Genomic DNA, 17227 nt, shown 5'->3' with positions numbered 1-17227 from the left:
TCGGTGCGGGTAGCGCCGGGCCACGTCCGGCGAGCGCAGCAGCGGCTGGGCTCACCCCACGATCCGCAGCACGTCATCCAGCAGCGCGGCTGCGGTCACTTCCGCGCCAGCGCCCGGTCCCTGGATCAACAGCGGCTGCGCGCGATAGCGATCGCTGTGGATGGCCACGCGGTTGTCGGTGCCCGCGCCCTGCGCCAGCGGATGGTCGGCAGCCAGCTCACGCAGGCCCACCTGCGCGCCCTCGCCATCGACGCGCCCGACAAAACGCAGCACCCGACCGTTGTCGCGCGCCTGCTGCCAACGCGCCTGCAGCGGTGCATCCAGCTGCTCCAGCGCATTCACTGCATCTTCCAGCGGCAGCGCAGCCAGCGCATCCGGCACCAGTGAATCGACCTGCACCTGCGACGCGTCCAGCGCCAATCCGCTGCTGCGGGCCAGGATCAACAGCTTGCGGCGCACATCCTCGCCGGAAAGATCCAGCCGCGGGTCCGGCTCGGTGTAACCGGCCGCCAGCGCTTCACGCACCGCCGCCGAGAACGGCGACTGGCCGTCATAGCGATTGAACAGCCACGCCAGCGAACCGGAAAGCACGCCCTCGATGGCATGGATGTGGTCGCCACCGGCAACCAGCGCGCGCAGGCTGCTGAGCAACGGCAGGCCGGCGCCGACGGTGGCGCTGTCACCGTAACGCGCACCACTGTCGGCGCAACGATCGGCGATGGCCTGCGCGCGCGACAGCTGCGCACCGCGGCCAAGCTTGTTGGCGGTCACCACGTGCACACCGCGTGCCAACCACTGCACGTGGCGCGCCGCTACATCTTCGCTGGCGGTGGCATCGACCACCACGTCGCCACGCTCCAGCCCTTCAGCGCTGGCCCACGGCGGCGGAGCCTGCCCATCACGCGGCGCACGCCGTGCCAGTTCCAGCGGCAACGCCAGATCGCGGTCGATCGCCAGCGCGGTGCGTGAATTGGCCAGCCACTGCACGCTGGGCAGTTCAATCCCACGCGCCTGCAACGCCTGGTAGCGCTGCACGAAGGCCGAACCGACGGTGCCGGTTCCGAGCAGCGCCAAGCGGCCGGTCCCCAGCAGCGGAATCTCGACAGGCAAAGCGCTCATGCGTCTGCCACCTGTTTGCCGCGCGCCACCGCATCGATCACCGCCTCGGCGCGCGCCAGAGCGCTGCCCAGATCAGCCAGCAGGTCGCGCTCGCCCTCGATACCGACCGACAGACGCAGCAGGCCTTCACTGATGCCCGCAGCCGCGCGTGCGTCGGCAGTCATTGCGGCGTGGGTCATGGTCGCCGGGTGTGCGATCAGACTTTCCACGCCTCCCAGCGACTCGGCCAGCGTGAAGTAACGCAGGCCATCGACGAACGCACGTACAGCAGCATGCGGATCATCGCCGGCACAGCTGGCCAGTTCGAAGGACAGCATCGCGCCGAAACCACTCTGCTGACGCGCGGCAACGGCGTGGCCCGGATGATCGGCCAGGCCCGGGTAGTAGACCTTGGCCACCGCAGGATGCGCATCAAGCAGCGCCACGATCGCGGCGGTGTTTTCCTGGTGCGCGCGCAGGCGTGCATCCAGCGTACGCAGGCCGCGCAGGGTCAGGAACGCATCGAACGGCGAGCCGGTAAGGCCCAGGGCATTGCCCCACCACACCAGCTGTTCATGCACGGCGGGATCGCGGGCAATCACCGCACCACCGACCACGTCGCTGTGACCGTTGATGTACTTGGTGGTGGAGTGCAGCACCAGATCCGCGCCGAACGAAAGCGGTTGCTGCAATGCCGGGGACAGGAACGTGTTGTCGACCACCACCAGCGCACCGGCTTTGTGCGCCGCGTCGATCACGAAGCGCAGGTCGGTGATGCGCAGCAGCGGGTTGGACGGGGTTTCCACCAGCACCAGCTTCGGCTGCGTGGCCAGAGCCTGGGCCAGCGCGCGCGGGTCGGTCAGATCCGCAGTGACCAGTTCGAAATGGCCTTTCTTCGCCAGAGCGTTGAACAGGCGCCAGCTGCCGCCGTACGCATCGTGTGGCACCACCAGGGTGTCGCCGGGCTGCAGCAGTGCGTTCAGCACCAGGTTGATCGCGCCCATGCCGGTGGCGGTCACTACACCGCCGGCGCCGCCTTCCAGGTCGGCCAGCGCCTCACCCAGCAGGTCGCGCGTGGGATTGCCACTGCGGGTGTAGTCGTACTGGCGCTTGTTGCCGAAGCCTTCAAAACTGAAATTCGACGACAGCACGATCGGCGGCGTGACCGCACCGTGGGCGGTGTCCCGATCGATGCCGGCGCGGACGGCGGCGGTGGTGCGACAACAGGACGGTTCAGCGGCGTGCAGGCTCATGCGGACTCTCCAGAAGTGCGGAAGGCGGTGGCGAGGATCGCGTCGATGCGATCGGTTTCTTTCAGGAAGGCGTCGTGACCGTAGGGCGAGCGCAGCACGCGCAGGCTGCCGCGCGGGCCCAGTCCCTCGACCAGGCCGACCAGGTCGGCAAGTGGCACCAGGCGGTCGCCTTCAACGGCAACCACCACGGTCGGCGGCAGGATCGCGCTCGGGTCCACGCGGTGCAGGTCGATCGACTCGGACAGGCGCAGGTAGGCATTGACCGGCGTGCGCGCGACGTACTGCGCACCAGCGGCGTCGAGGTAATCTTCGGCCGCGACACGGACGCGGCCATTGACCACTTCCGGTGCTGCGTCGAAGCGCTCGCCGAATTCTTCCGGCGTGCGGTAGCTGAGCATGGCGAACTGGCGGGCCAGCGCCAGGCCGTGGTCTTCGCCACACTGCAGCTGGCCCAGCGCCACGGCACGGCGCTGCAGCGCACGCCAGGCGGCGGCATACGGGTGCGGGCGGTGCGCACCGCTGGCCAGCACCAGCTGGCGTACCCGGGCACGGTGGCGGATCGCGAACTGCTGGCCGACCAGTGCACCGTAGGAATAGCCGACGAATGCCTTCAATGCGCGGATACCGAGGTGATCCAGCAGCAGCGCCAGCGCATCAGCCTGGTCAGCGGTATCGATCGGCACATCCAACGAACCGTCGGCGCCGATGAAATCGAACGCGAGCACACGCAGCTGCTGCGGATCCAGTGCGCGGCCACTGCCGACCAGGCCTTCGGCCCAGCCCTTCTCGGTGAACTGCGCATTGGCGGCCACATGGCGGTGCGCGGAAATGCCGCCGGCCAGCACCACCACCGGCGCGTTGACCGGACCGACCCACTCGTAGCGCAGGCGTACCGGGCAAGGGCCGGCATGACGCATCGACAGCACGGCGGCGAACTCGCCACGCTCGGCGTGCACGCGGTCATCGACCGGCACGCTGACGGGGACAAAGGGTTCGGGGCGAAGCACGGTGCTGGTGGCGAAGCTCATGGCGGGTTCCGGTAGGGAAATCGGCCATCGAGCCTTCGCGGGGCTCGCGTTCGAAGTGCACGTTGGGTGCAGGTTCGAACCATCTTTCGGTGGACGCCACGGTCCCCGCAGGATTTGGCACCTACGCACGCGCTTTCGCGTCTGCGGGCTGCCCCGGCTTCAAAGGGCCTGTCCCTCTGCCGGTCTCGATGGTGGAACCACGATGCCAGCCCTTTCCGGGCATGTCAATCCCTTCATCCGCATAAAGCGATGGATACTTTGCAGCCAACACTGCCAAGGTAGTGCCGGCCGGTGGCCGGCAGCCCCCTCCCGGGATCAGGTACAGTCCCGGCGGTCGCTTGTTGTTGGAACCCCCATGCCCCGCTTCCCCCTGTCCTGCCTGTTGCTGCCCCTGTTGGCGAGCGCCTCCGCGAACGCTGCCGACTGGCGCCAGGGCTGGGGACTGGTGCCACAGACGCCGGCCGCGCGCACGGCCGACGCCACCCCGCACGCGGCGCCGATGACCCGCCTGCGCCTGCAGTCGCTGGGCGACCAGTGGCAGGCACGGATCGACAATCCACTGTCCGGCCCGGTGCAGATCGAGCTGCGCGCGGCCCCCGGCACACGGGTGGAGGGGTTGCCGCTGCAGTCACTGGTGCAGGCCACCGGCAGCCTGGTGGTGGGCCATCTTCCCTCTCCTGCCAACGGCAAGGCACTGGATCTTCGTCTGCAGTCGGTGCCGGGCAATCCGGCCGCCCGCGCCGAAGACGTCGCCTATCGCCTGCCGTTCGAGGCTGCCCAGCTGCGCGTGGACCAGGCGCCGCAGGGCCGGTTCAGCCACGATGACGAGGAGAATCGCGACGCCATCGACTTTGCCCTGCCCGAAGCAACGCAGGTCCTGGCCGCCCGCGAGGGCACGGTGATGCAGGTACAGGACGGTTTCCGCGGCAATGGCCTGGACCGTGAACGCGATGCTGGACGCGCCAACTTCGTTCGTATCCTGCACAGCGACGGCAGCATGGCGATGTACGCCCACCTGCAGGCCGGCGGCATGCGCGTGCGTCCCGGCCAGGCCGTGCAGGCCGGGCAGCCGATCGGCCTGTCCGGCAACAGTGGCTACAGCACCGCACCGCACCTGCACTTCGTGGTGCAGCTCAACCGGGGCATGGGGCTGCGTTCGGTGCCGGTGCGCATCCTCGCCCCGCAGGGCGAATTGCACTTCGCCCGTGAGGGCAGCGGCGACGCCAGCGCCGGGCGCTGACCCGCCGACGCCGGCAGGCCGGTATAATCGGGCGCTTATCTCTTTGAAAAGCGCCCCGTGCGGGCGCCACTGCCATGTCCGAAGTCGCCACCGAAGCGTCGCGTCGCCGCACGTTCGCCATCATTTCCCACCCTGACGCCGGCAAGACCACGCTGACCGAAAAGCTGCTGCTGTTCGGAGGCGCGATCCAGATGGCCGGCTCGGTGAAGGGCCGCAAGGCGGCCCGCCACGCCACCTCGGACTGGATGGCGCTGGAAAAGGAGCGCGGCATCTCCGTCACCTCCTCGGTGATGCAGTTCCCGTACGAAGGCAAGATCATCAACCTGCTCGACACCCCGGGCCACGCCGACTTCGGCGAGGACACCTACCGCGTGCTGACCGCGGTGGACTCGGCGCTGATGGTGATCGACGTGGCCAAGGGCGTGGAAGAACGCACCATCAAGCTGATGGAAGTGTGCCGCCTGCGCGACACCCCGATCATGACCTTCATCAACAAGCTCGATCGCGAGGGCAAGGAGCCGATCGACCTGCTGGACGAGGTTGAAAGCGTGCTCGGCATCCAGTGCGCACCGGTCACCTGGCCGATCGGCATGGGCCAGCGCCTGAAGGGCGTGGTCCACCTGATCACCGGCGAAGTGCACCTGTACGAGCAGGGCCGCAACTTCACCCGTCAGGATTCGACCATCTTCCCTTCGATCGATTCGCCCGGGCTTGCCGAGAAGATCGGCGAGCGCATGCTGGCCGATCTGCGCGACGAACTGGAACTGGTGCAGGGTGCCAGCCACCCGTTCGACCTGCAGGCCTACCGGGCCGGCAAGCAGACCCCGGTGTTCTTCGGTTCGGGCGTGAACAACTTCGGCGTGCAGCCGCTGCTGGACTTTTTCGTCGAGCATGCGCCGTCGCCGCAGGCGCGCTCCACCACCGGCCGCGACGTCGCCCCGCAGGAGCCGAAGCTGACCGGCTTCGTGTTCAAGATCCAGGCCAACATGGATCCGCAGCACCGTGACCGCGTGGCGTTCATGCGCGTCTGCTCGGGCCGGTTCACTGCCGGCATGAAGACCCTGCACGTGCGCACCGGCAAGGAGATGAAGCTGGCCAATGCGCTGACCTTCATGGCCAGCGACCGTGAAATCGCCGCCGAGGCCTGGCCGGGCGATGTGATCGGCATCCACAACCACGGCACGATCTCCATCGGCGACACCTTCACCGAAGGCGAGGCGATCACCTTCACCGGCATCCCCAACTTCGCCCCGGAACTGTTCCGTCGCGCCCGCCTGCGCGATCCGCTCAAGCTCAAGCAACTGCAGAAGGGCCTGGCACAGCTGTCCGAGGAAGGCGCCACCCAGTTCTTCCGTCCGCTGACCAGCAACGACCTGATCCTGGGTGCGGTGGGTGTGCTGCAGTTCGATGTGGCCGCTTACCGCCTGAAGGACGAATACGGCGTGGAAGCCACCTTCGAGCAGGTCGGCGTGACCACGGCGCGCTGGGTCCACTGCAGCAACGAGAAGAAGCTGGAGGAGTTCCGCGAGAAGAACGCGCTGAACCTGGCCCTCGACGCGGCCGGCCACCTGGTCTACCTGGCGCCGACCCGGGTCAACCTGCAGCTGGCGCAGGAACGTGCGCCGGACGTGCGTTTCTCGGCAACCCGTGAAGCCGCGCATACGGTCACCGGCAACTGATTCAGCGACCATACGGTGGCGGGGGTGCATGCGCCCGCCATCGCGGCGATGATAGGGGGGTGCAGGTCCCCCTCCCTGCAGACGATGCCCATGCCATGTCCACGACATCCGTTGATTCGATCCGCGAAGAAATTGCCAGCGCCCTGACCCACGGGCTGGGTGCGGTGCTTGCCCTGGCCGCCAGCGCAGTGTTGATCACCCTGGCCGCGATCTACGGCGATGGCTGGCAGCTGGCCAGCGCGATCGTGTTCGGCATCGCCCTGCTGCTGCTGTACACCGCCTCCACGCTGTATCACGCCATCCAGCACCCGCAGGCCAAGGGCCGCCTCAAGGTGTTCGACCATTGCGCGATCTACGTGCTGATCGCCGGTACCTATACCCCGTTCACCCTGATCGGCCTGCGCGGCCCCTGGGGCTGGGGCATGTTCACCGCGATCTGGGCGCTGGCCCTGGGCGGGGTGGTGTTCAAACTGTTCTACACCGGTCGCTTCAAGCTGCTGTCCACGGTGATCTACATCGCCATGGGCTGGCTGGTGGTGGTGGCGATCAAGCCAATGTGGGCCTCGATCGATGGCGGGACGCTCGCCTGGCTGTTCGGCGGCGGCCTCTCCTATACGCTTGGCACGTACTTCTACCACCGCGAATCCATCCGCTATTCGCACGCGATCTGGCATCTGTTCGTGATCGGCGGCAGCGTCTGCCACTTCGTCGCCGTGACCCGACAGGTGCTGTGACCCCGTATTGACGGTAACGCCAGGCCCTTGGCCGGCGAGCAGGCACCGGCTCTGCACACGATGCACATGATCGCTTCGCGCCCCGTCCACCCCGACGGGGCAACCATGGCGGCGTGAATGCTGCCTCTGCTCCTGCTGATCCCAAGGCGTCGCGCTGGCGCCTGCGTCGCCCCGGCCCACGCGGGCAGCGCTGGTTGGTCGTGCTGGTGTTCCTGCTCGCGGCGATCCTGGTCCTCATCGCACTGTGGGACTGGAACTGGTTCAAGGGTCCGGTCGAACGTGCGGTACAGGCGCGCACCGGCCGCGCCCTGCACATCGGCAACCTGGATGTCGATCTCGGTCGCACCAGCACTGTGCGCGCGGATACTCTCACCTTTGCCAATGCGCCCTGGGCGAAGCAGCCCACCATGGTCAGCGCCGACCGGGTCGAGATCGACGTACGGGTGTGGCCGCTGCTGCGTGGCAGCGTGCAATTGCCCGAAGTGCGCCTGACCCGCCCGGACGTACTGCTGGAAACCGCCCCGCGCAAAGGCGACCCCGGCAACTGGGACTTTCTCGGCGACAGCAAGGGGGGCGCCACGCCGCAGCTCAAGCGCCTGCTCATCGACGATGGTCGCCTGCAGTTCCTGGACGCACTCGGCCGCACTGACATCCTGGTGAACGTGCGCAGTGGGCAACCGAAACAGGCCGACGCCGCACCACCGCTGCTGGTGGCCGGCAAGGGCCGCTGGCAGGGCAATCCCTTTACCCTGAGCGGCGGCACCGAATCGCCGCTGGAACTGACCGACAGCGCACATCCCTTCCGCATCCATCTGGATGGTCGCGCTGGCGCAACCCATGCCGTCGCCACTGGCACCTTGACCAACCCGTTCCAGCTGCAGGTGTTCGACCTGCAGTTCGCGCTGAGCGGTCAGGACCTGGCCGACCTGTATCCCTTGCTGGGCATCGCCATTCCGCCTTCCCCGCCCTACGCACTGGATGGCCGCCTGAAGCGCGATCACCAGGTGTGGCGCTACGAGCGCTTCAGCGGCAAAGTCGGCGACAGCGACCTGGGCGGCGATGTGCAGTTCGATGTTTCCAGGGAACGCCCACGGATGACCGCGAACCTGGTGTCGCGCCGCCTGGATTTCGATGATCTTGCCGGCTTCGTCGGTGCCCCCCCGAAGACCGATGGCGGCGAGACCGCCAATGCAGAACAGCGGGCCGAGGCAGCGCGCGTAGCCGCCAGCGCGAAAGTGCTGCCGGCCACGCCGTACAACCTGGGCAAGCTGCGCGCGATGGATGCCGACGTGCGCTGGAAGGCCCAGCGCATCAATGCACCGAAGCTGCCGCTGGACGACATGGATGCACACCTGCTGCTGGACGAAGGTGTACTGCGGCTGGACCCGCTGAACTTCGGCGTTGCCGGCGGCGACATCCGCAGCACGATCCGCATGGATGCACGTCGCCCGCAGATCGCAACTTCGTTGAAGGCCAGCGTGCGCGGTGTGCAGCTGGGCCAGTTGTTCCCCGACGCCAAGCTGGCCGAACAGGCCAAGGGGGGTATCAGCGGCGCCATTGACCTGACCGGCAACGGCAACTCGATCGCAGCGATGCTCGGCAGCAGCAGCGGCGACGTGGCGCTGGGCATGGGCCGCGGCCATGTCGGCAACCTGCTGATGGAGGTGGCAGGGCTGGACATCACCGAGTCGCTGAAGTTCCTGTTCACCGGCGACAAACAGATTCCTCTTCGTTGCGCCTTCGCCGATTTCGGCGTGCGCGACGGCCTGATGCACACCCGGTCGATGGCAGTGGACACCACCGATACGATCATCCTCGGCGAAGGCGATGTCAGCCTGCGCGACGAAACGCTGGACCTGCTGCTGAAGCCACGACCGAAGGACAGGAGCATCTTGGTGCTGCGCTCGCCGCTGCGCATCGGCGGCACCTTCAAGGACCCGTCGTTCCGCCCGGACTTCAAGGCGCTGGGTATCCGCGGTGCGGTGGCGTTGACGCTGGGCAGCATCGCGCCGCCGGCGGCACTGCTGGCCACCATCGAACTGGGGCCGGGCAAGGATGCCGACTGCGGTGGGCACTACGCGAAGTAGAGCGGGCGTTCGCGGCGCCTTTGTTTTCCGTGCGGATAGCCGAAGCAAGGCGACAGGCAGGACACGCCGTAAACCCCGCTCCGCAGCCCGGCCCAGCCGCTGGCGGCTGTGCGTTCGGGCGCTTGCGAAGCAGTGCTTCGCAAGCAAAGCGCCCTCACCCATGGGACTCGGTCGGCGCATCCATGCGCCTCACGGTCCTGCCTGCCGCCTTGCTCCGGCTTCGGACAGTCTCCTGCAGCCGCGGAACGGGAGCAGGAATTCAAGATCAAAAGAAAAAGCACAGAGCAGCATCAAAAGCAGTGCCAACCGAGGTTGGCATCTACCAAGCCAGATCAAGCGGGATCAAATACCCACGGCGCTCGCAGGAACGTGTCCTGAGGCGGAGGGCATGGCCGTGCAGGACCGTTGGCGCCATGGATGGCGCCATCGAGCCCCCATGGACGGGTTTACGGCGTGTCCTGCACGGCCATGCCCTCCGCCACCCCGCACATCAGGAAGGCGCTGCTTTGGCTTTGGCTTTGGCAGTTGCTTGAAAAGCGGGCCGGCGGGCCGCAGGCCCGCCAGCGACAGAACTCACCCCGCCACGATGTACTGCTGCAGCTGATCCAGCTCGCGCCGCTGCGCATCGATCACCGACTTCACCAGATCACCGATGGAAATCACCCCCAGTACCTGCCCGCCCTCGACCACCGGCAGATGGCGGATGCGGTAATCGGTGACCAGCTGCAGGCAATGTTCCACCTGCTCACCGGGACTCACCGTCACTACTTTGGCGGTCATGATTTCCGACACTGCGGTGTCACGCGACGAACGATCGTGGAGCACGATCTTGCGTGCGTAATCACGCTCGGAGAGGATCCCGACCAGTCGCGGGCCATCCATCACCAGCACCGCACCGATGCCCTTCTGCGCCATCAACCGGATCGCATCGATCACCGCCGCGCCGGGCGCGACCGCATGCACTTCAGGGGACTTGCCGTCCAACAGTTGCCGTACCGACGTCATCTGCCTGCCCTCCCAGGGTGGGTTGCAGCTCCGAGTCTGCCACGGAAGGGGCCAACCATGCGTCAACCAGGTACAACGGTCGTTGCTTGGACTCCTCATACAGGCGCCCCAGGTACTCGCCGATAAGCCCCAGCGCGATCAGCTGCACGCCGCCCAGGAACAGGATCACCGCCATCATGGTCGGCCACCCGGCCACACGGTCGCCGTAGATGGCTGCCTTGGCGATCACCCAGATGGCAAACACGAAGGCCACGCCTGCGGTCGCCAGCCCCATGTAGGTGGCCGCCCGCAGCGGCACCGTCGAAAAGCCGGTGATGCCTTCCAGCGCGAAGTTCCACAGCCGCCACAGGCTGAATTTGCTGGTGCCGGCCAAACGGGCATGCCGGTGATAGGGCACCGCCACGCGGCGGAAACCAACCCAGCTGAAGAGCCCCTTCATGAACCGGTGCCGTTCGCGCATCTCGCGCAGGGCGCTCAGCGCGCGCGGGGACAACAAGCGGAAATCGCCGGTATCGGCCGGAATGGGCGTCCGCGAGAGGCGTCCGATCACCCGGTAGAACATCGATGCGGTCGCACGCTTGCTCCAGCTCTCACCATCACGCACCAGGCGGGTGCCGTAGACGTTGTCGTAGCCTTCGCGCCAGCGCTGCACAAAGTGAGGCACCAGTTCCGGCGGGTCCTGGCCATCGGCATCAAGGATCATCGCCGCGCCTTCGCGCACCTGGTCCAGGCCGGCAGTCAGCGCGGCCTCCTTGCCGAAGTTGCGCGACAGCTTCAGCGCCGATACCCGCGGGTCGGCCTGGGCCAGCGAGGTGATCAACGACCAGGTCGTGTCACTGCTGCCATCATCCACGTACAGGATGCGCCCATCGATTCCAGCCAGGCCATCGAGCACCGCGCACAGCCGCGGATGCAGCTGGGGCAGCGCCAATTCCTCGTTGTGCGCGGCGATGACGAAAGTAAGACGTTCGCGAGTCATCGCGCGATTGTACGTGGTTGAGGGGTGTGCAGCCCGTCGGCCCGGTGCTCCAGGCGCCCGCCTGCCACATCAATCCCAGCGGTACTCCCACTACGGCCCGTGCCCTCAGTCCTCCGCCAGATACCCCGCTCCACCCAGCTGCCGTGCCTGCCGCTGGATCCACGCCGCGCGACGCTGCACGTACGGGCCGGGTTTTGCCGCGTTGTAGCGCCGCGGCGCCGGCAGTACTGCCGCCAGACGCGCGCTCTCGGCAGGGCTCAACCGCGCGGCGTCCTTGCCCCAGAATGTCTGCGCCGCTGCCTGGGCGCCATACACACCGTCGCCGAACTCGGCGATGTTGGCGTACATCTCCAGGATCCGCTGCTTCGGCCAGAAGGCTTCGATCAGCACCGTGTACCAGACCTCCAGGCCCTTGCGGATCCAGCTGCGGCCCTGCCACAGGAACAGGTTCTTGGCCACCTGCTGGCTGATCGTGCTGGCCCCGCGCAGGCGGCCGCCCCGCGCGTTGTGGTCGCGCGCCTTTTCAATGGCCTGCAGGTCGAACCCACTGTGGTCGGGGAAGCGCTGGTCTTCTGCAGCCACCAGCGAAATCGGCAGGCTCGGCGCCATCTGATCAAGGTCCCGCCACTGGTAGTGCAGCCGGTAGGACCAGTCGCCTTCACCCAGCGCCTCGCCGAAACGCCAGACCATCACCGTGGACAGCGGCGGATCGATGAAACGCAGCACCAGCACCTGCAGGCAGCTGAAGGCCACGAACAGCACCGGCAGCCACAGCAGCCGCTTCCAGCGCCAGCGCCAGCGCCTGCGCGGCGCCGTGTCGGCGACGGCCACTACCTTGTCCTGCTCTCCCCCTGCCCCCATTACTGGTGCATCCTTCTTATGCCTGGTTGTCGGCGCATTATCCGGCAACCATCCCCGTTTCCGCGCGATGTGAGCCGATGACCGCCCAATCCGATTCCCTTATCCGCTTCCTGCTCCCCGACGCCGGTGTCCGTGGCGTCCACGTGCGCCTGCAGGCCACCTGGCAGGACATCCAATCCCACGGCGAGTATCCGGACAGCGCCACCGAACTGCTCGGCGAAGCCTGCGTGGCGTCGGCCCTGTTCACCGGCCACACGAAGGTGGACGGCCGCCTGTCGATCCAGCTGCGCAGCACTACCGCGCTGCGTACCCTGTTCGCCGAATGCACCGCCGCCGGCACCCTGCGTGGCATCGTCCAGATTGCCGAGGGCGGTGACGCCCCCCGCGACTTGACCGACCTGGGTCAGGACGCCCTGCTGGCCATCACCATCGAGAATCCCGGCCTGGACCCGCGCGAACCGCAGCGCTACCAGAGCCTGGTGGCACTGACCGCGCCGGAACTGGATGAAGCGTTCGAGGACTACTTCCGCCAGTCCGAGCAGTTGCCGACGCGGCTGCTGCTGGCCGCCGGCCGCGACGGTGCTGCCGGCCTGCTGCTGCAGAAGCTGCCTGGCGATGAAGGCGACGACGATGGCTGGTCCCGCGCCAGCGCGCTGTTCGACACCCTGGGCAAGGCAGAGCTGCTGGCCACCCCGGCCGAGGAACTGCTGCACCGGTTGTTCCACGAGGAGAAGGCGGAGCTGGTGGGCGACAAGGCCCTGTCCTTCGCCTGCTCCTGTTCGCGTGAACGGGTTGCCTCCATGCTTGTCTCGCTGGGCGAGCAGGAGGCCCGTGCGGCTGCCGAAGACACCGGCGCCGTGGACGTGCGTTGCGAATTCTGCGGACAGGAGTATCACTTTCCGTTGACGGAGTTCGGCATACTGTTCCGCGGTGCCCAGGGGGCTGTACCGGCACCTGAACGGCTTCAGTAACATCCGATGAGTCTTGTATCTGGGGAGGAACAAGGCTTGTTAAGAATTCATAAACACCCTAGGATCGAGTTCCCGCCCCAGCGGGAACTTTCACTGCCCGTCCCTGTCTGAACTGGTCCGATGCGTACCTTCCTGCGTCTACCGCTGGCCCTGCTGATCGCCCTTGGCGCGATCACGGGCGCGCATGCGCAAAGCAAGGACACCCGCACCGTCATTCCGGTCTGGAACAAGGGCAGTGGCAAGGTCGAGGCCCTGCTGTACCTGGAACCGACCGGTGAACAGGCCGTGGGCGCACGCTGGCACTTCGGCCGTAATTCGCTCGATGCTGCGTTCGGCCTGTCTTCGGGCGACTCGCTCGGCCTGCTGTGCAACAGCAGCAGCGGCTCCAGCATCAGCGGACTGGCCAGCCATTGCATGCTGGCCAGCCTGGGCGACGACGACGATGCCATCGGCTCCAACCGGCGCCTGACCGGCACCGCCGCGCTCAACCGTGGTACCGGCCGCCTGGGAATCACTGCTGGCACCGGCCGCGAGACCCTGCCCGCCTGGCTGGCGACGCCCAGCAAGACCCCATCGCTGCGCGCCGAACAGAATGACCTGACCGTGTTCGCACAGAAGAACATCGGTCGCGAAGGCTTTGTCTCCATCGCTGGCACCTATGCCAAGGCACGCCTGGTACCCCTGGCTGACGCCTCACCGGCCATCGTTGACCGCTGGGACAGCAAGAGCCTGAGCCTGGGCGCCGGCTACGGCAATTTCAGCGGCAGCATCATCGGCCGCGTGGTGGACGTTCCGGGCAAGCCCGGCAAGTGGGAAGGCCTGGGCATCGGCCTGACCTGGCGCACCCCGTGGTCCGGCCAGCTCACCGTCGGCGCGGAGAACGTGATCAGCCGCGGCAAGAACCCGTTCTCCCCGCGCAACGAAAGCAACGACGACGGCACCGTGCCGTACGTGCGCTACGAGCAGGATCTGTAGTCGCTCATCGACTGCAACAAGCTGTGTTGAACATCGGGCGCCCAGGGGCGCCCGAATTGTTTCTGGACGCATCTGTCAAGTGCGAAAAGCACCTATCCGTTACAAACGGATACATCACGACATGCATCAACTGAAACTTTTTTGTGCTTCGGAGACGGGTGGACGGTGCGGCGCCCTCACTCCGGACGAGTCAACTCATTGAAATTCAAGAAATCAGAGCATATTCATCTGCAACCACAGCGGGAATTAACGCAGCTTTAATTTTTGGTTGAGGGCCGTTACTATCGATTCAGCCTCGCGATTTGGAGCCTTTCTTTTTTGGCCCCGCCGTGCAGGCACTACCCCAGCCAAGATTTCTTGGAGAGAGAGAGCCAATGAATTTCAATTCCAACAAGCTGCGTGACGCTGTCGTCGTTGCGCTGATCGCCGGTGCGGCGACATCCGTAACGGCCCAGGCGCAGGAAGCGACCAACCTGGATCGCATTTCGGTGACCGGTTCGCGCATCCGCTCGGTTGACCTGGAAACCCAGCAGCCCGTTCTGACGCTGTCACGTGAAACCATCCAGCAGACCGGCCGTACGAATGTCGCCGAAGTACTGCAGCAGATCGCATCGAACGGCGCGGCGATCAACACCCAGTTCAACAATGGTGGCGACGGCTCGGCCGGCGTCGACCTGCGCAATCTGGGTTCGGCACGCACTCTGGTGCTGGTCAATGGCCGTCGCTGGGTGCAGGCCCTGGACGGCACCGTTGACCTGAACACCATCCCGACCGCCATCGTTGAGCGCATCGAAGTCCTCAAGGACGGCGCCTCCTCGATCTATGGCTCGGACGCCATCGCCGGCGTGGTCAACATCATCACACGCGACAATTTCAACGGCGGCGAAGCGCACGTTTACTACGGCCAGTTCAGCAAGGGTGACGGTGAGCGCCAGGCACTTGATCTGACCTTGGGCAGCAGCAATGACCGCAGCAGCCTGGTGTTCGGCGCCAGCTACGTGAAAGAAAAGGCCGTGATGGCGGGCGCGCGCAAGATCTCGCGCGATCCGGTGTATGGCCTGGGTGCATCGCAGTACAGCGGTCAGACCGCGTCGGGCGGCTTCTGGGACCTCACCGTCGACGGCGTACCGACCGACGACTACGACGCATGGAGCGATCTGGCCGGTGATCCGGCAACTGAAGATCGCGCAGGCTTGGTGCGCCGCGTCATCAACGACGGCGCCGATGGCCGAAACGAGGCCAATTACCACGGCTTCACCAATGCCGATCGCTACAACTATGCAGCCGACAACTACCTGCGTACCCCGCAGGAGCGTAAATCGATCTTCATCCAAGGTCGGTACGATCTGACCGACTCGATTGCTCTGCGTACCGACGCCCTGTACAACCAGCGCACCTCGGCGCAGCAGCTGGCGGGCTATCCGCTCAGCGCGGGCAGCTATCTCGGCGGCGATCAGGGCCTGTTGGCTGACAGCTACTACAACCCGACCAACGGCACCGCCAATCCGCGCGAGTTGAACTGGAACCGCCGTCTGGTCGAGCAGGACCGTTTCTACGAACAGGACGTCAAGACCTTCCATTGGTATGGCGGACTTGAAGGCTCCTTCGAAGTGGCCGACCGCTACTTCAATTGGGACGCTGGTGTCAGCTACAACGTCTCCGACCAGATCGACACCCAGGTTGGCGACGTCAACATGGGCAACCTGTACAAAGCGACCGGTGCCTCGTTCATGGACACCGACGGCGTGGTCAAGTGCGGTGCGCCGGGTGCGGTCATCGCCGGGTGCGTGCCATTCAATCCGTTCAGCAGCGCTGGCAACATGCCGCAGGATCAGCTGGACTACATTCTGTTCAACGCCAAGGACAAGTACCAGAACAAGTCGAAGTCCTTCACGGCCAACCTGTCCGGCGACATTGTCGAACTGCCGGGTGGCATGATGGGCTTCGCCGCCGGCGTGGAACGTCGCAAGGAGTCGGGCTACGACATGCCGGACGCTTTCGTGTCCGCTGGCCTGAGTTCGGGTAACGCCCGCCAGCCGACCTCCGGCGCATACGACCTGACCGACATCTATATCGAGTTGGCCGTGCCGCTGCTGAAGGACCTGCCGGGTGCCAAATCGCTGGATTTCAGCGCCGCCACCCGCCGCTCGGACTACAGCAATTTCGGCGACACCATCAACAGCAAGTTCGGCTTCAAGTGGAAGCCGATCGAAGACCTGATGGTTCGCGGCAACTGGGCTGAGGGGTTCCGCGCACCCTCCATTTCCAACCTGTTCGGCGGCGCGAGCCAGTCGTACGACAGCTATGGAGATCCCTGCTCGAGCGACAGCCCGTACATCGGCACCGCCGCCGTGGCGCAGCGCTGCGCGGCAGCCGGTATTTCGCCGGGCTACACCCAGCGCGACGGTTATAACAGCCAGACGGCCTATCCGTTCGATTGGACCTCCAACATCGGCCTGAAGCCGGAAACTTCCACGTCCAAGAGCCTGGGCGTGGTCTTCAGCCCGAGCTTCGTGCGCGGCTTCGATGTTTCGCTGGATTGGTGGAAGATCAACATCAAGGACGTGATCAGCCGCCCGACCGTCGGCTACATGCTCAACCAGTGCTACGTGGAAGGCAGTGCAGGCTGGTGCGACGTGGTGGCCAATTCGGGCATCACCCGCAATGCGCTGGGTGACATCACCTACTTCGCACGCTCGCTGCAGAACCTGGGTGAACTGGAAGTGGAAGGTTACGACCTGACCATGCGCTACCAGCTGCCGGACACGCGCTTTGGTTCGTTCTCCTTCGTGTGGGACAGCGTCTACATGAGCAAGTACCGCCAGAAGGCCACGCCGGAATCGGAGTGGGACCCCTCGGAAGTGGGCCTGTACTCCCAGAGCTCTCCGATCTGGCGTATCCGTTCGAACCTGACCACGAACTGGACCTACGGCGATTTCGGTGCCAGCTGGACCGTTCGCTATTTCTCCGGCCTGGAGGAAGACTGCGCTTATCCGGGTACGGCTTCGCTGTGCAGTGATCCGACCCGTGTCGGCCTGGGCGGCAAGGTTGACCCGCGCAACCATCTGGCCGCTACGACCTACCACGACCTGCAGGTGCGCTATAACCTGCCGTGGAACGGCACGGTCTCGGCAGGTCTCACCAACGTGTTCAACAAGGAGCCGCCGGTGGCCACCCAGGCCTTTGCCAACTCCTTCGATTACCAGTACGACACCCCGGGGCGTTACATGTACATGGAATACCGTCAGCGCTTCTGATCGAAGTCTGCGAGCAACATGACGCACAGGACGGGGCCCTTCGGGGCCCCGTTTCTGTTA

At 65.9% G+C, this 17227-nt stretch carries 13 protein-coding genes and 1 riboswitch; of the genes, 7 read left to right on the top strand and 6 right to left on the bottom strand.

Annotated features, from left to right (window positions below; translation table 11 throughout):
- Positions 1 to 51 precede the first annotated feature (51 nt).
- Genes TEP_RS04515 through TEP_RS04505 form a run of 3 tightly spaced genes read right to left on the bottom strand, consistent with a single transcriptional unit; the run spans position 52 to position 3379 of the window.
- The gene (locus TEP_RS04515; protein ID WP_132824423.1) at positions 52 to 1119 is read right to left on the bottom strand and encodes a homoserine dehydrogenase; all 1068 of its coding nucleotides are present in this window, start codon (positions 1117 to 1119) and stop codon (positions 52 to 54) included.
- On the bottom strand, positions 1116 to 2351 hold the full coding sequence (locus TEP_RS04510; RefSeq protein ID WP_132824422.1) for an O-succinylhomoserine (thiol)-lyase: 1236 nt from the start codon (positions 2349 to 2351) through the stop codon (positions 1116 to 1118). Before TEP_RS04510 ends, TEP_RS04515 begins: the two co-directional genes overlap by 4 nt.
- The gene (locus TEP_RS04505; RefSeq protein ID WP_132824421.1) at positions 2348 to 3379 is read right to left on the bottom strand and encodes a homoserine O-succinyltransferase; all 1032 of its coding nucleotides are present in this window, start codon (positions 3377 to 3379) and stop codon (positions 2348 to 2350) included. Before TEP_RS04505 ends, TEP_RS04510 begins: the two co-directional genes overlap by 4 nt.
- Before the next feature lie 76 nt (positions 3380 to 3455).
- Positions 3456 to 3574: riboswitch (SAM riboswitch) on the bottom strand.
- 160 nt (positions 3575 to 3734) lie between these two features.
- Here TEP_RS04505 and TEP_RS04500 point away from each other — a divergent pair.
- From TEP_RS04500 to TEP_RS04485, 4 genes are all read left to right on the top strand, one after another.
- Positions 3735 to 4619 carry a M23 family metallopeptidase gene (locus TEP_RS04500; protein WP_132824420.1) on the top strand — a complete coding sequence of 295 codons (885 nt, stop codon included), beginning with the start codon at positions 3735 to 3737 and terminating at the stop codon, positions 4617 to 4619.
- 74 nt (positions 4620 to 4693) lie between these two features.
- On the top strand, positions 4694 to 6298 hold the full coding sequence (locus tag TEP_RS04495; RefSeq protein WP_132824419.1) for a peptide chain release factor 3: 1605 nt from the start codon (positions 4694 to 4696) through the stop codon (positions 6296 to 6298).
- 95 nt (positions 6299 to 6393) lie between these two features.
- Positions 6394 to 7032 (top strand): hemolysin III family protein, encoded by a 639-nt coding sequence (locus tag TEP_RS04490; protein ID WP_132824418.1) that lies wholly within the window; start codon positions 6394 to 6396, stop codon positions 7030 to 7032.
- A gap of 113 nt (positions 7033 to 7145) precedes the next feature.
- Entirely contained in the window at positions 7146 to 9119 is a 1974-nt protein-coding gene (locus TEP_RS04485; RefSeq protein ID WP_132824417.1) for an AsmA family protein, read from the top strand.
- 573 nt (positions 9120 to 9692) lie between these two features.
- Here TEP_RS04485 and TEP_RS04480 read toward each other — a convergent pair.
- The 3 genes from TEP_RS04480 to mtgA all read right to left on the bottom strand — a co-directional run bounded on the left by TEP_RS04480 (position 9693) and on the right by mtgA (position 11964).
- Entirely contained in the window at positions 9693 to 10124 is a 432-nt protein-coding gene (locus tag TEP_RS04480) for a CBS domain-containing protein (RefSeq protein ID WP_025877817.1), read from the bottom strand.
- Positions 10084 to 11103 (bottom strand): glycosyltransferase family 2 protein, encoded by a 1020-nt coding sequence (locus tag TEP_RS04475; RefSeq protein WP_132824416.1) that lies wholly within the window; start codon positions 11101 to 11103, stop codon positions 10084 to 10086. The genes TEP_RS04480 and TEP_RS04475 overlap by 41 nt, the downstream gene beginning before the upstream one ends.
- A gap of 105 nt (positions 11104 to 11208) precedes the next feature.
- Positions 11209 to 11964, bottom strand: coding sequence for a monofunctional biosynthetic peptidoglycan transglycosylase (gene mtgA, locus TEP_RS04470; protein ID WP_132824415.1), 756 nt, complete (start codon positions 11962 to 11964; stop codon positions 11209 to 11211).
- Between the two features lie 77 nt (positions 11965 to 12041).
- Here mtgA and TEP_RS04465 point away from each other — a divergent pair, with 77 nt between their 5' ends.
- From TEP_RS04465 to TEP_RS04455, 3 genes are all read left to right on the top strand, one after another.
- Positions 12042 to 12935 (top strand): Hsp33 family molecular chaperone HslO, encoded by an 894-nt coding sequence (locus TEP_RS04465; RefSeq protein WP_132824414.1) that lies wholly within the window; start codon positions 12042 to 12044, stop codon positions 12933 to 12935.
- A gap of 120 nt (positions 12936 to 13055) precedes the next feature.
- Positions 13056 to 13910, top strand: coding sequence for a hypothetical protein (locus TEP_RS04460; protein WP_132824413.1), 855 nt, complete (start codon positions 13056 to 13058; stop codon positions 13908 to 13910).
- Positions 13911 to 14284: 374 nt separating this feature from the next.
- Positions 14285 to 17167, top strand: a complete 2883-nt coding sequence (locus tag TEP_RS04455) for a TonB-dependent receptor (protein ID WP_132824412.1) — start codon at positions 14285 to 14287, stop codon at positions 17165 to 17167.
- The last annotated feature ends 60 nt before the right edge of the window (positions 17168 to 17227 follow it).

The organism is Stenotrophomonas sp. TEPEL (genome assembly GCF_004348785.1).
GTDB classification, from domain to species: domain Bacteria; phylum Pseudomonadota; class Gammaproteobacteria; order Xanthomonadales; family Xanthomonadaceae; genus Stenotrophomonas; species Stenotrophomonas indicatrix.
The sequence above is the reverse complement of the archived record's forward strand: the minus strand, read 5'-3'. Positions and strand labels throughout refer to the sequence as shown.